We start from the raw sequence: 13,113 nt of genomic DNA, 5'->3' as shown, positions 1-13,113 counted from the left end.
TCCTTAGATAAAAGTAAGAGTGGGTGGCTAGTAGCTAAGATTTTTCCGCATTTTACCTGCAGTTTTCTGGCGTTGCTCGCGGGTCAATTCTCGTTGCGCTTTAATTGCTTTTTATTTCGGGGCTAGCGGGCACATTAGCGGTATTCTGGCTGCGACAGGCTTTGTAATAGCTGTAATGGGAGGTAGTGGCCATGTTAAATGAAAATATTAGAATCACTCGAAAAGCAAAAGGGCTTTCGCAAGCGGAACTTGCCGCCAAAGTCTATGTGGTGCGGCAAACCGTCTCGAAGTGGGAAAAAGGGCTCTCTGTGCCCGATTCTAAAATGCTGCTTGCGCTATCCGAAGCGCTGGAAACGCCGGTGGCTACCCTGCTGGGAGAAACTATTTCGCTGCCAGCAGCCAGTGATTTACAGGCAATCGCGCAAAAATTAGAAGTGATAAATCTTCAGCTCGCCAAAAGGCAGGAAGAAAAGCGAAAGGTGGCGCACGGGTGCTTTATCGCGCTGGCGGTGATTACCGTGCTTACCATGGTGGGATTATTGCTATTCGGAAGCCCTTATTTAGGATGGAATTATGAAGACCCAGAGACGGCAGTGCTGGGCACCATTTTTCATTCTTTTGAATGGATCTTCGTACGCACCGCACCTATCGCCATTGTAGCTGCGGTTGCGGGGATAGTGTGGACGCGCAAAAAAGAAAACTAAGTAGCAGACTAAAAGCTGTGAGTTTAGGGTAACCTTAGTTATATGCGTGAATGGAGGGTGAAGTGACTCTTACCTACAGGGTGGCAGCAGGCGTAGTGCGACTAGCGGGCGTAAAAAAGATGTTCCTAAAATCCAAGGAAGATATGCTGGAATACGCAAAGAAGCAGAATGCAAAGCCAGCTTTCAACCTTGCCAAAGCCCAGAAAAGAGCGAAGAGAAAAAACTATTTTCTCTTTGAGCGGGAAGTTATGGGCTATCGGCTTGTGCGTTATCAAAAAAATACCAAACCGGCCGCAGGAGCAGTCCTTTATCTTTTTGGTGGAGGGATGATTACCGGGCCGGATAAGCTGGATTTTTCGCTAGCGGAAAGAATAATGCAGCAAACGGAAAAAGATGTCTGGTTTTTGTTTTATCCTTTGTGTTCCGCAGATCGAAATGTAAAAGAGACCTATGAAGTTTGTATTGCCGCTTATGGGCTAATGGCCAGTGAGTATAGGGCAGAAAATATAAGCGTATTGGGATTTTCCTCCGGAGCTTGCCTGGCCGTGGGGATTTTCTTGCACAACAACGCCCTGGGTAAGCCTTTGCCGATGCCCGGTAAAATAATTTCAGTTTCTCCCGGCGGGATTCCCGATTTGTCGCTTGCGGAAAACCAGGAAATTTGGGAAAAACTTGTGGCGCTCAACCCGAAAGACGTCATCATCGATCCTACGTATATTCGTACGGCCCGGGAAATTGCGAAGGGCACGGAAGATTTGCCAGAGTATATGCTCGATGGAACGGTTGGAGATTTTTCCGGTTTCCCGAAGACGTATTTCTATTACGGGGAAAATGAATGCCTCTACGCCTTTGCAGAATATTTTCAGCAAGCTATGGAAAAATACCAGGCACCTTACGAGATATTCGTAGGGGAGGGAATGTGTCACTGCTATCCGCTGCTGCGATTTTTTAAAGAAGGCCGGCAAGCCCAAGAGGAAATTATTGGCTTACTGAGAGCTTGACGCTAATTTAAGCCTTACTGTGAATTCCAGTCTGGCTGTGGGGCGAGCAGAAGATGCAAAGATGCGCCATGCATTAATTTGGTACCATAAATGTAACATTGTTACTATAAAAGTAACCAAAGGTTTTCAGAAATAAATACTGGAGGGGCGCTGTGCCGGAATTAGCGGTGGATAACAGGATTGGCGAATACCGAAGAGAGCTGGGGTTATCCCAGCACCGATTAGCGAAGGCAGTCGGGTTAAAAAGGCGATCAATCATGGCCTATGAAAATAAAACAATTAGCCCCACGATAGAGACGGCCTATAAAATCTGCAAAGTTTTGGGTCGCGATATAACAGAAGTTTTCATATTTGATGAAGTTGCAAAGGAGAACTAAGAATGGGCATGTTTTTCACAAAAAGTTCTGAGATAGAACAATTTGTGCAGGAAAATTTTGGTAAGAGTGATAACTACCTTGTGGCAATTAAAAGTAATGGCTTTGTAAAGGAATTGCTGAAACTTCTGCTAAGTAATTTGTATTACACACTAGATAGCAGTCGGAGTTTTGTATTGTATTTTGACGATAAAGGCATCCATGAAAAGGAAATAAGCCTTAGAGATAGCGCATCTTTTTTGCTTATTCCTTGGAGGGAAGTAATTGATTTTAATGTGCGAGATAAAGATGGTAAGGCATTTATTGATATAAATCATCTGGGGAAGACCTATTCATATGAAATAGGGTTTAACGATAAATTACTCAAAGGTAACCGCGGGCGCTTTATCCAGTTGTGTGCGCATAATTTTTATCGAGCAAGTTGCTAGAGATTGCGGTACTTAGAGAGCGAAATAGGGAATGCGCAGATGCTCGGAATAGAAATAGTTATTTTATGTGCGGTATTTTTTCTGCTGTGTATTTTCGCTACTGGTACCGATGATAAAAATTTGCAAAGTTATTCGTCTTACCCTGATGAAGTGCAAAGACGAATAAGAGAGATACCCGAATATCGCGATAGATTTAAGGAAAAATCTAAAGTAGCTGTGTGGATGGCGAATTTTTTCCTGTTTTTTCTGCTATTTCTCGCTCTCGGAGTATTTATTCGGCAAGAAGCTTTTCTGCCGAATTTCCTGGCGCTGTTTCTGCTGGGGCAAGCATTAAATACTTTTGATTTGCTCGTAATAGATCTGCTCTGGTGGCGCAATACGACGCGGATTCGTTTTTCGAAAATCCCCCAAAAATGCCTTTACCAAGATCCGCAAAAACATTTTGCGGCCTTTCTGCGAGCTTTCATCATGTATTTTCTTATTGCGCTAATCGACGGATATTTATTGACGTTATTTTAAGGGATATTTACGCCTCGTTATTTATTAACCAGGTGGATTTATTAGCTATGTGGGTATTAGCTATGCAGATATCTGCTGTGCGGGTATCTGCCGTCGCCAATCTTTTTCAAAAATTTAGTTATTTTTATAAGTTTCCCCTACACGCTGCAAAATATTACATATTTATTGTAATAAATCATATAGTGGTAAGAGTGTTAGTAGCAGAGTATCGGTCTGGATCCTCGGAGAAAGAAGGAATATCGTGGAGAGATTTTTAGGGAAAGTTGCAGTGGTGACGGGAGCCAGCTCTGGTATGGGGCGCGATATTGCTCGGGCTCTTTGCGCAGAAGGCGCTACAGTAGTCGTGGTGGCGCGCCGGCAGGAACGTTTGGAGGAGCTAGCTGAGAAATGCCAGGATATGCCCGGTAAAATTTTGCCGTATGTAGCAGATTTAATGCACGATGAAGAAAACCACAAGATGATCGATTATGCACTTGCCCAAGCGGGTCGGCTAGATATTCTCATTAATGACGCCGGCATGATGGACGAAATGAAACCAGTCGGCGAAGTAGATGACGATCTCTATCAGCGGGTTATGACCTTAAATGTGAAGAGCCCGATGTTGGCCATGCAAAAAGCGGTGCAAATCATGGAAAAGCAAGGTGGCGGCAATATTATTAACGTCGCTTCCATCGGTGGCACGAATGGTTGTAAAGCCGGTGCCGTCTACACTATGTCGAAGCACGCACTGATTGGCCTGACGCAAAACACTGCTTTCATGTATGCCGGAAAAAATATCAGAACTAATGCCATTTGCCCCGGTGGAGTTAAGACCGAAGTGGGCATTAATATGAAGAATCCTAGCCCCCTCGGTTTGGAACGGGTGATGGCGGGAGTAGATACTTCGATTCGGCAGGCAGAAGTGGAAGAAATAACTGGTTTAGTTCTCTTTATCGCCAGCGACGCAGCTTCTTTTATTAATGGCGCAGTTATCGCAGCAGACGGGGGAGTGACCGCCTGCTGAGAAAATAAGGGCGGGATGAAACTGCTGTAAAGCGGGGGCAAAGTGTAGAAAATCCTTTGCCGCACGCTAAAGCAGAGCAAAGTGCCAAAAATCCTGTATTGCGCTGTAAAGCAGGTATGCTGGAGATATGGAAGATATCGCCCGCATTATGCAGATGGAAAAAGTGCTGAATCGCTTACTGGATAACTTACAAAAAGCGGAAGCCGCTCTAGATAGCTACGCAGAAATTACTTCTGACGTAGCTATCCTAGATAAGTATTATTCCGGAGCAGAGTGGTGGGCAGATCTAGCAGCTGACGAAGAGGGGCGGCTTCCAGAAGATTTAGAACGAGGCGTACTTTCGGAAGATGGCATCTACAACGCCTTTTTCTATGCCGATTCTCTGCGCCAGCGCTTGCAAGATCTAGCTAGCGAACTATAAATAGCTACTAACTCTTCATCACTACTCCATACGATTTACCGAAAGCTGGGTAACTTTCCCTACCGTGGCAGAAATAAGCCAAATTATTAGGGCGGATGCTGCCAAGGCGCCGAATAATACGGCTAGGTAGATTCCGGAAATTTGCGCTTGCATGGAGCTGGAAAAATTGTTGACAAGTAAATAGCCGAGAAGTACACCGCTGCCAGCCGAAATTATGGAAATGGCTGCTAAAGGTGAGAAAGACTCGACCAACACCATACGCCGGAGGCGGCGCGGTTCCATTCCCGCCAGCCGCAACGTCAATAGGCTACGTTGCCGCTCTATTATTGAGGCGTAGGTGGATACGGTGAGAGAAATAATAGCCACAATTAGCGTCACAGCTAGTCCGGTATAGGTTAGATATACCAGCATGCGCGTATAACTTGAGTATACGTTGCCATCGTAATTGGGGCGATAATCCATAGTTACTTGCGCAGTGCTGGGCAGTAATTCCGCCAAATCAGAGCGTAACTTTTCAATGTCGGAAGATTTCTGCAAGGAAAGCAGGTATCCCGGAGTGGAATTCTCTTCATCGTAGACATTTAGCAGTTCGGTTCTACTTCCTTTTCCGATTGCTCCTGCTTCGGATTTAGGAGCGTGGAAATGTAGTAAAGCATATTCTCCATCGCAAGAAAAATCTTCTAGATAGGGGAGAGCATCTGTGCACTTAAAGAGCGTATAGGTGCGTTGGATGCTCTCTGCTTTTGCTGCGGAATTTATATAGTCTTTGGCTAATATTTGCTGAGTAACATTGTCGCTGACGGCCGGGTTGGGATCCGATACAAATAAGGTGACGCTAGTATCTTTTAAGTAATAATCTACTTGATCTTTGGCGTCTATCGCTTCGTATCCAGATATGCCAGTGAGGAAGAAACTTCCGGCAAAGAGCGCTAATACCACTCCCACTATGGAGCGAGAGATACGCTGGGCATGAGCTTGTACGTAGTTTTCTCCGATATATACTTCGGTACTGCGTGTACGCAGTGATCTCAGCTTCGCTATTAAAAAGGTTAAATAGGGGCTGGCTATTACTAGCCCAATCATTACCACCATAATGCTGACGAGGAAGGCCACGAGATAGCGGTCGTTGGTACTCTGGGGAGCTTTATAAACGAGGAAAATACTTGCACCCATTCCTCCTAGCAGTGGGAAAAGGCGCCAAAAATGGGGGCGTGGTGATTTTTTGCTATGCCGTGCCACTCCGAGCGGGGAAGCGAATAAGCGGCGCAGTCCCCGCGCATTAGCAAAAATTACCGCTCCGAAAGTGATGGCGATAATTATTAGATACTGTTGCCAAGAAAGGGGGAGTTGTTCTGGAAAATAGCGGCTGCTGGAGAGCGTAAAATTGGAAAGTGCCGGGCGCAAAGCCGTGCCAATAATAATTCCGCCGATAGTTCCGATTGCCGCTGCCACCGCGGATTCAAATAAAGAAATAGTGGCAATTTGCCTTCCCGTAGCTCCCCCTAAACGCAGAGCCGCATAGCGCTGCTCCCGCTGCACTCCACCGAGCTGGGCTGCCACAATGAGGAGCATAATCACCGGGAAAAGTACTATTAATATTCCCAAATAAAAGACTTTGCTTATCACTTTAGGAAAAACATCACCAGCATTACTGCGGTGGAATTTATAGACGGGGAAAGCGCCCGAATTGGGATCAGAATGTAGATTATCTACGCCGCTGATAACTACCAGCGAATCTCTGCCGTAGACCATATCATGCGGTATTTCTCCCTTGTAAATTTTCCCGAAACGTTTTTGTATCTCCATTTCGGGATGTTTCTCTACTATCTGTTTCAATGCAGGTGATAAGTAGTATTCACCATTATTGGGTACCGCAAGATCGAGCATATTTTCGATATTAGAATCTCCGCGCTCCACCAAGTATTGTTCGATGCGGTCATCTTGGTATTTCAATAAAGCGCCGCCGGTCTCCGGTTTTATCCACAGTGGCTTTATCCCGTCTCGTTCTGCTCCGTTACTCGGAGATTTCGTTGATTCTTCGTAGGCATCCGATATGGAGGTAGTGAACCCATAAGAAGGGTTTTGGAATATAGCGTTGTGGAATGAGGTATAGACTACCAGCATAGCTACACCGAGAGCCACGGTAGCGCCGATAAGAAGCAAGCGCCCTAAATTAGAGCGGATTGATTTTTTAAAAAGAATCCAAGCGAGTTTCATTAGGCGTTTACCAGCTTTCCATCTCGTACTACTACTTCGTTATCGGCATAGGCAGCTATGAGTGGTTCGTGGGTCACTAGCACTACCGTAATGTGGCGATTGCGCGCTTGAGCTACCAGTAATTCCATCACGCGTTCCGAATTATAAGAATCGAGTGAACCGGTGGGTTCGTCGGCAAAAATTACTCTCGGTTCGTAGGTGAGCACCCGAGCCAGTGCCACGCGCTGGGCTTCTCCACCCGAAAGCTGGCCGGGTAGGGAATACTCTTTACCAGCTAGGTCTACGGCAGCGAGCGCAGCTTGCGCTTTTTCTTGGGCGTCTTTCAATTTCATTCCGCTGAGTAGTAGCGGTACTGCCGCATTGTCGAGGGCTGATAGCTCTGGCACTAATTGGGAAAACTGAAAAATAAAGCCAAATTCGCTACGGCGCAGTAGTGTACGTTCGGTATCGTTCAGGGAGGTGATGCGGGTATCTCCGTAATATACTTCGCCACTATCAGGTAAGATAATTCCTGCTAGGCAGTGCAACAGCGTTGATTTACCGGAGCCAGAAGGTCCCATAATTGCGAGTACTTTTCCGCTCTCAATTTGCAGAGATAAATCATTTAGGGCGGCTGTTTTTCCAAAATTTTTCACTAAATTATTTGCTTTAATCATGGAGTTCTTCTTTCAGGGTGGTAAGGCGGGACGACGTGAGATCTATCCAGCGTAAATCGGCTTCTATATGAAAAATTGCATGGTCTATCTGTAGATGTTCGGCGAGGCTGCTGTTCCGGCGTTTTTCCACGAGCTCGCGCATTCTTTGAATGTGGGCATGGCGTTGATTCTGCAAGTAAGCAGCGGCATCACCATCTAAAAGCAATGCCAGTACCGTTTTGATGTAAATAGTGGAATGTAAATTGGGGCTGGGTGCTTCTGGGGTATTAAGCCAAGTAAGTAGCGCGTCTGTACCAATTTCCGTAATTTCATAGCAGGTGCGCGCGGGGCCGCCGGACGCATCTGAATTCGCTATTTCGATTATCTGTTGATTTTTCTTTAGCCGCGAAAGCGTGGAGTAAATTTGCCCGGCAAGTATGGGCTTCTCTGATCCGAAAAGATCGTCATACATTTGCTTTAGAGAATAGCCGTAGCTGGCTTCTTTTGCTATCAAACCCAGCATCGCATATTGCGTAGACATATAATCTCCTAATTTGCCTGTATATCTTGGCTTTTTGTAACTGGAAAATCTTTTAGACGACCAGCGCAGCCCTCACTATACACTCAGTGTATAGTGAGATGCAAGCGAGTTTTTACCGGCGTGTTTTGAAAACGTGTTACGCAGAATAGTGAATTGTCTGCGCGCGTAATACCTGCTGTAGATGCGCGTAATAAAATTGCAGATACGCAGAGCGATATATAAATTGTCCTAAATCAGTGGAAAAGTTAGGCAAAATTATGAAAGAAAAACTCATTATTAAAAAATTAAGAGAAGATTGTAGAAATAAAATCTACACAAATAGAGGAATTAATCCGATATTCCAACTAAATCCAAAATCAAAAATTTTGATAATTGGGCAAGCTCCCGGGGAAAGGGTCGAAGAAACTGGTATTTTATTTAATGATAAGAGCGGAGAAAATCTTGTCAAATGGTTGGGGATATCGGAAGACGACCTCCATGGTGAAGATTTTTCTATAATTCCAATGGATTTTTATTATCCTGGAAAGGGAAAATCGGGCGACAAAGCTCCTAGGTCTTTTATTGCAAAAGAATACCATCCACTATTATTAAATGAATTGCAGGATACAAAGCTAACCATTTTGATAGGCGCCTATGCTCAAAAGTTTTATTTGAAGGATAAATTTAAGAAAAATTTAACTGAAACAGTAAAATCTTACAAAGAATTTTTGCCAGAATATTTTCCAATAGTCCACCCAAGTCCTCTAAACAACAGGTGGATAGCAAAAAATCCTTTTTTTAAAGAGGAAGTCTTGCCCGAGTTAAAGAAAATTGTAAAACATCTGAGATAAATTGTGTTTGCAAAAAAATAGCGTATGCCATTTTTAATGGTAATGATCATCAACAAGGAGAGAAAATATGAAAAAACAAGTGCAAATATTTTAGATGGTAAATTTGAGCATTTGGTGGATGAGGATAATTTACAAATCACCCACTTACAAATCAAAAAGGCGAAGAAACTAGGCAAAGTAGTAAGGAAGTTTGGAAACTTATTAGAGAAGTCTTGGTAAGAGATTTAGGGAAATTTCCGTAAAAGAAGCGACACATAAGAAGTTTATAAGAGGCTAGGGATAGCAATAGAGCAAGTAATAGATGTAGCTGGGATAGAGGTCTGCATACGCCGGCGGCGCGGAATGCGCAATATGTATTTACGGGTATTACCTCCTACGGGAGCAGTGCAGGTGAGTGCGCCTTATTTTCTCAGCCGCCGGCGAATTGAAAAATTTGTAGCGGAAAATATCGCGCAAATTTCTCGCCAACGCCGGCAAATGCAGAAAATCTATCCTAATTTTCACTACCAACCGGGTGAGCTGCATTATCTGTGGGGAGATCTCTATCCACTGCGGTGGGGAAAAGGTAAAAGCTGGAGCGCCGAAAAAAATGCCAAAGAAATTATGCTTTTTCTTCCGGCGTCTTTCTATCAGGAAGTCGCGCATTATGAAGCAGCGCATTATGAAAATGCGCCCGAGCCGAACAGCCGCATATATGAGTTTTCTCCGGCGGAGAAAAAACGCTGCGACCGTGCCTTCGAAAATTTTTATCGGCGCGAGCTGAAAGTAGCCCTGGCGCAGGTGGCAGAAAAATACGAAACTCTCTTGGGAGAAAAAGCTAGCGAATACCGTATCCGGCGGATGCGCACTCGCTGGGGGAGTTGTAATGTAGATAAACGCCGCATTTGGATAAATCTGCAGCTAGCGCAGCTTCCGCCAGTCTGTTTAGAATATGTGGTAATCCATGAACTATTGCACTTAAAAGAAGCAAAACATTCGCCGCGGTTTTATGCTCTTTTAGAGCACTATTGCCCAGATTGGAAGCAATGGGATCCAAATAATTTGGTCACCAGAAGTGATTTCTGGGAGGAGCGAAATAAAAACCATGGATTTGAAAGAGCTTAAAAAAGAATCTGGAAAAGAGCCTGGAAAAGATCCCAGAAAAGATCCGAGAAGAAGGGCATTCTCAGGTAAGTTCGGAAAATTAGCAGTGTTAATTCTGCTTTTTTCGGGCGGCTATTTACTGCTTTTTTTGCGCGCTCATTACACTCTAATTCCGGTTTTGAACAATATAGCTCTTTTAGTGGGAATTTTATTTATTTTGGCCACAGCTATCGGAGTAATAATTCTCCTAGCGCTTCTACCTATCGCTAATCTGCTGGGGCGAATTCTCAAGGTGATAGTGGTGATTTTACTTCTGGGTGCGCTGTGCTTCGGAGGATTTCTTTCTTTACTGTATATTGCTTTCGAATTTCGAAATAATAATTCTTTCCATTCAGCAGGAAAGCAATATTACTGCGTAGAAGAGGGGTTCCCCGATATTTATTACGATATTTATAAGCGCACTAGCTGGGCGACGATGGAAAAAGTCGTGGAGGATTTAGAGTATGTGCCAGAGAAAATTACGAACGAAAATGCTCCCGATTTACTGAAAGACCGGGCGCCACAGAGTAATCAATGAAAACAAATTAAAAACTAAAGCTGCCGGTTACTTACCGCGCGCCGGGAGATGCTAGGCTGAAACGGCATGATTTATTATTTACCGGTAATTATTTGGGGGATATACCTTGAGTGTAAATAGCTTTAATGCTCGTTCGCAGCTGCAAGTAGGGCAGAAAAAATACGAGATTTATCGGCTTTCCGCGCTAGCTGGAGTGGAGCGGCTTCCCTACAGCTTAAAAATACTTTTAGAGAATCTATTGCGTAACGAAGATGGCGCTAATATCCGGGCTGAGCATATTAAGGCACTTGCGGAGCGCAATCTCCGCGCCGGTGAAAATCAAGAGATTCAATTTACTCCAGCGCGAGTGATTATGCAGGATTTTACCGGTGTACCTTGCGTAGTGGATTTAGCGGCAATGCGCGAAGCAGTGGCAGAGCTGGGAGGAAATCCCGACGCCATTAATCCGCTGCGCCCTGCCGAGATGGTTATAGATCATTCAGTGCAGATCGACGTATTCGGTAGTAAAGATGCCTTAAAACGCAATATGGATCGGGAATATGAGCGCAATGGGGAACGCTACCAGTTTTTACGGTGGGGGCAGAACGCTTTTCGGAATTTCAAAGTAGTACCTCCGGGGATGGGAATAGTTCATCAAGTAAATCTGGAGTACCTCGCCCGCGTCGTCATGCAGCAAGAAAAAGACGGCGTAGTGCAGGCATATCCCGATACTTGTGTGGGTACTGATTCGCATACCACCATGGTGAATGGTCTAGGAGTGCTCGGCTGGGGAGTAGGCGGTATTGAAGCAGAGGCCGCTATGCTGGGCCAACCGGTGTCGATGCTCATTCCTCCTGTAGTGGGCTTCCGGTTACGTGGAGAAATACCGGCCGGTGCCACCGCCACCGATGTGGTTCTTACTATTACGGAAATGCTGCGCGCCAAAGGAGTAGTAGGAAAGATAGTTGAGTTCTACGGAGAAGGGCTTTCGCAGGTGCCACTAGCGAATCGCGCTACTATCGGCAATATGAGCCCTGAATTTGGCTCTACCGCAGCTATTTTCCCGATTGACGAAGCCACCTTAGATTATCTGCGCTTGACCGGCCGCAGTGCGGAGCAAATTGCATTGGTGGAAGCATATGCAAAAGAGCAAGGGTTATGGGCTAATCCGCAGGTAGAGCTAGAATATTCCGAATATATGGAATTAGATTTATCCACGGTAGTGCCTTCTATCTCCGGGCCGAAACGCCCGCAAGATCGAATTGCGCTAGCGCAGGCCCAGCAGGCATTTTTGGAAACGCTTCCTAACTATCTAAATTCAGATACGGCGCAAAATCCGGTGCCGGTACAGGGAATCGACGGTTCGGATACTTCGCTGAGTAACGGAGATATTGTAATTGCCTCTATTACTTCCTGTACTAATACTTCTAATCCTTCGGTAATGTTGGCCGCAGCCTTATTAGCGCGTAATGCAGTAGCAAAAGGGCTACGGAGTAAGCCCTGGGTAAAGACTTCTTTAGCACCGGGTTCTAAAGTAGTGAGCGATTACTATGAAAAAGCCGGATTATGGCCGGCGCTCGAAGCGCTCGGATTTAATTTAGTGGGCTATGGGTGTGCCACCTGTATCGGCAATTCGGGCCCGCTTCCGCAAGCAATTTCTGATGCCGTCAATAAAGAAGATTTGGTGGTACTTTCCGTACTTTCCGGCAACAGAAATTTTGAAGGGCGCATAAACCCAGATGTAAAGATGAATTATTTAGCTTCGCCGCCTTTGGTGATTGCCTATGCGCTGGCGGGGAGCATGAACTTTGATTTTGCTACTATGCCGCTAGGGCAAGATGAAGACGGCGCAGATGTATATTTGCGCGATATCTGGCCAGATCCAGCAGAAGTAGCAGCAGTAATGGCAGCCACTATTGATACGGAAATGTATCGGCGCAACTACCGAGATATTTTTGCTGGTGATGAGCGTTGGCAAAATCTATCAACCCCGGCGGGTGAGCTTTTTGCTTGGGATGCTGATTCCACTTATATTCGCAAACCACCTTATTTCGTAGGTATGAAGAAAGAGATCCAACCGGTGGCAGATATTGTGGGAGCGCGCGTATTGGCGAAGCTCGGCGATTCTGTGACTACTGATCATATTTCTCCGGCCGGCGCTATTAAAGCTAATTCTCCAGCCGGGCGTTATCTGGAAGAGCAGGGAGTAGCGCGGGTTGATTTTAATTCCTACGGTTCGCGCCGCGGTAATCATGAAGTGATGATACGGGGTACTTTCGCCAATATTCGGCTCCGCAATCAACTATTAAACGGTGTAGAGGGTGGATACACCTGGAATTTCCTCAGCGATAAAGAGGAAGCAATTTTTGATGCCGCGCAGGCTTATAAAGAAGCAAAAGTGCCTTTGGTGGTCTTAGGTGGTAAAGAATACGGATCCGGCTCTTCTCGTGATTGGGCAGCTAAAGGTACTGCTCTGTTGGGAGTGAAAGCTGTATTGGCTGAATCCTTCGAACGTATTCACCGTTCCAATCTGATTGGTATGGGAGTGCTTCCCTTGCAGTATCAAGAAGGCGAAAATGCGGCTAGCTTAGGGTTAGATGGGCGAGAAGTATTCACGATTTCCGGAATCTCTGCGTTGAACTCCGGAATTACTCCGGAAACGCTCAGTGTAACTGCGGAAAAGAGCGACGGAGAAAAGATTACTTTTGCAGTGCGGCTGCGTATTGATACCCCGGGTGAAGCAGATTATTTCCGCCATGGGGGAATTCTGCAATATGTACTGCGGCAGCTGGTAGGCTAAA

15 protein-coding genes are annotated in these 13,113 nt (G+C 45.4%); 12 read left to right on the top strand and 3 right to left on the bottom strand.

Annotated features, from left to right (window positions below):
* Positions 1-191 precede the first annotated feature (191 nt).
* From BQ7117_RS04845 to BQ7117_RS04810, 7 genes are all read left to right on the top strand, one after another.
* On the top strand, positions 192-704 hold the full coding sequence (locus tag BQ7117_RS04845; RefSeq protein WP_073996451.1) for a helix-turn-helix domain-containing protein: 513 nt from the start codon (positions 192-194) through the stop codon (positions 702-704).
* A 62-nt stretch (positions 705-766) separates the two neighbouring features.
* Entirely contained in the window at positions 767-1,705 is a 939-nt protein-coding gene (locus BQ7117_RS04840; RefSeq protein ID WP_073996450.1) for an alpha/beta hydrolase, read from the top strand.
* Positions 1,706-1,857: 152 nt separating this feature from the next.
* The gene (locus tag BQ7117_RS04835) at positions 1,858-2,082 is read left to right on the top strand and encodes a helix-turn-helix transcriptional regulator (RefSeq protein ID WP_073996449.1); all 225 of its coding nucleotides are present in this window, start codon (positions 1,858-1,860) and stop codon (positions 2,080-2,082) included.
* A gap of 2 nt (positions 2,083-2,084) precedes the next feature.
* A complete protein-coding gene (locus tag BQ7117_RS04830; protein ID WP_073996448.1) occupies positions 2,085-2,507 on the top strand; it encodes a hypothetical protein in 423 nt (140 codons plus the stop codon).
* Between the two features lie 150 nt (positions 2,508-2,657).
* Positions 2,658-3,026: an ABC transporter permease gene (locus BQ7117_RS04825; protein WP_237563056.1), complete on the top strand. Its 369-nt coding sequence runs from the start codon at positions 2,658-2,660 to the stop codon at positions 3,024-3,026.
* Positions 3,027-3,267: 241 nt separating this feature from the next.
* Entirely contained in the window at positions 3,268-4,029 is a 762-nt protein-coding gene (locus BQ7117_RS04815; protein WP_073996445.1) for an SDR family NAD(P)-dependent oxidoreductase, read from the top strand.
* A 127-nt stretch (positions 4,030-4,156) separates the two neighbouring features.
* On the top strand, positions 4,157-4,450 hold the full coding sequence (locus tag BQ7117_RS04810; RefSeq protein WP_073996444.1) for a DUF4298 domain-containing protein: 294 nt from the start codon (positions 4,157-4,159) through the stop codon (positions 4,448-4,450).
* A gap of 21 nt (positions 4,451-4,471) precedes the next feature.
* Here BQ7117_RS04810 and BQ7117_RS04805 read toward each other — a convergent pair whose 3' ends face one another.
* The 3 genes from BQ7117_RS04805 to BQ7117_RS04795 are packed head-to-tail and all read right to left on the bottom strand — an operon-like array spanning position 4,472 to position 7,843.
* Positions 4,472-6,667: an ABC transporter permease gene (locus BQ7117_RS04805; RefSeq protein ID WP_073996443.1), complete on the bottom strand. Its 2,196-nt coding sequence runs from the start codon at positions 6,665-6,667 to the stop codon at positions 4,472-4,474.
* Positions 6,667-7,323, bottom strand: coding sequence for an ABC transporter ATP-binding protein (locus BQ7117_RS04800; protein WP_073996442.1), 657 nt, complete (start codon positions 7,321-7,323; stop codon positions 6,667-6,669). Before BQ7117_RS04800 ends, BQ7117_RS04805 begins: the two co-directional genes overlap by 1 nt.
* Positions 7,316-7,843 carry a PadR family transcriptional regulator gene (locus BQ7117_RS04795; RefSeq protein ID WP_073996441.1) on the bottom strand — a complete coding sequence of 176 codons (528 nt, stop codon included), beginning with the start codon at positions 7,841-7,843 and terminating at the stop codon, positions 7,316-7,318. Before BQ7117_RS04795 ends, BQ7117_RS04800 begins: the two co-directional genes overlap by 8 nt.
* Before the next feature lie 257 nt (positions 7,844-8,100).
* On the opposite strand from BQ7117_RS04795, the gene BQ7117_RS04790 reads away from it, so the two are divergent.
* The 5 genes from BQ7117_RS04790 to acnA all read left to right on the top strand — a co-directional run bounded on the left by BQ7117_RS04790 (position 8,101) and on the right by acnA (position 13,112).
* Complete coding sequence (locus BQ7117_RS04790) at positions 8,101-8,673, top strand: uracil-DNA glycosylase family protein (protein ID WP_073996440.1); 573 nt, start codon at positions 8,101-8,103, stop codon at positions 8,671-8,673.
* 24 nt (positions 8,674-8,697) lie between these two features.
* Positions 8,698-8,892 (top strand): hypothetical protein, encoded by a 195-nt coding sequence (locus BQ7117_RS07745; RefSeq protein WP_073996439.1) that lies wholly within the window; start codon positions 8,698-8,700, stop codon positions 8,890-8,892.
* 123 nt (positions 8,893-9,015) lie between these two features.
* The gene (locus tag BQ7117_RS04780) at positions 9,016-9,777 is read left to right on the top strand and encodes a M48 family metallopeptidase (RefSeq protein ID WP_084789911.1); all 762 of its coding nucleotides are present in this window, start codon (positions 9,016-9,018) and stop codon (positions 9,775-9,777) included.
* Positions 9,758-10,333: an MraY family glycosyltransferase gene (locus BQ7117_RS04775; protein ID WP_073996437.1), complete on the top strand. Its 576-nt coding sequence runs from the start codon at positions 9,758-9,760 to the stop codon at positions 10,331-10,333. The genes BQ7117_RS04780 and BQ7117_RS04775 overlap by 20 nt, the downstream gene beginning before the upstream one ends.
* 106 nt (positions 10,334-10,439) lie before the next feature.
* Entirely contained in the window at positions 10,440-13,112 is a 2,673-nt protein-coding gene (gene acnA, locus BQ7117_RS04770) for an aconitate hydratase AcnA (protein WP_073996436.1), read from the top strand.
* Position 13,113 lies beyond the last annotated feature (1 nt).

The organism is Arcanobacterium urinimassiliense (genome assembly GCF_900119495.1).
GTDB lineage: Bacteria > Actinomycetota > Actinomycetes > Actinomycetales > Actinomycetaceae > Arcanobacterium_A > Arcanobacterium_A urinimassiliense.
Note: the sequence above shows the minus strand (reverse complement) of the source record. Positions and strands in the feature narration are given on the sequence as shown.

Coding starts and splice junctions, on each gene's coding strand:
- BQ7117_RS04845 (WP_073996451.1), top strand. CDS start 192: ATGTTAAATGAAAATATTAGAATCACTCGAAAAGCAAAAGGGCTTTCG.
- BQ7117_RS04805 (WP_073996443.1), bottom strand. CDS start 6,667: ATGAAACTCGCTTGGATTCTTTTTAAAAAATCAATCCGCTCTAATTTA.
- BQ7117_RS04810 (WP_073996444.1), top strand. CDS start 4,157: ATGGAAGATATCGCCCGCATTATGCAGATGGAAAAAGTGCTGAATCGC.
- BQ7117_RS07745 (WP_073996439.1), top strand. CDS start 8,698: ATGCCATTTTTAATGGTAATGATCATCAACAAGGAGAGAAAATATGAA.
- BQ7117_RS04775 (WP_073996437.1), top strand. CDS start 9,758: ATGGATTTGAAAGAGCTTAAAAAAGAATCTGGAAAAGAGCCTGGAAAA.
- BQ7117_RS04830 (WP_073996448.1), top strand. CDS start 2,085: ATGGGCATGTTTTTCACAAAAAGTTCTGAGATAGAACAATTTGTGCAG.
- BQ7117_RS04795 (WP_073996441.1), bottom strand. CDS start 7,843: ATGTCTACGCAATATGCGATGCTGGGTTTGATAGCAAAAGAAGCCAGC.
- BQ7117_RS04790 (WP_073996440.1), top strand. CDS start 8,101: ATGAAAGAAAAACTCATTATTAAAAAATTAAGAGAAGATTGTAGAAAT.
- BQ7117_RS04780 (WP_084789911.1), top strand. CDS start 9,016: ATGCGCAATATGTATTTACGGGTATTACCTCCTACGGGAGCAGTGCAG.
- BQ7117_RS04800 (WP_073996442.1), bottom strand. CDS start 7,323: ATGATTAAAGCAAATAATTTAGTGAAAAATTTTGGAAAAACAGCCGCC.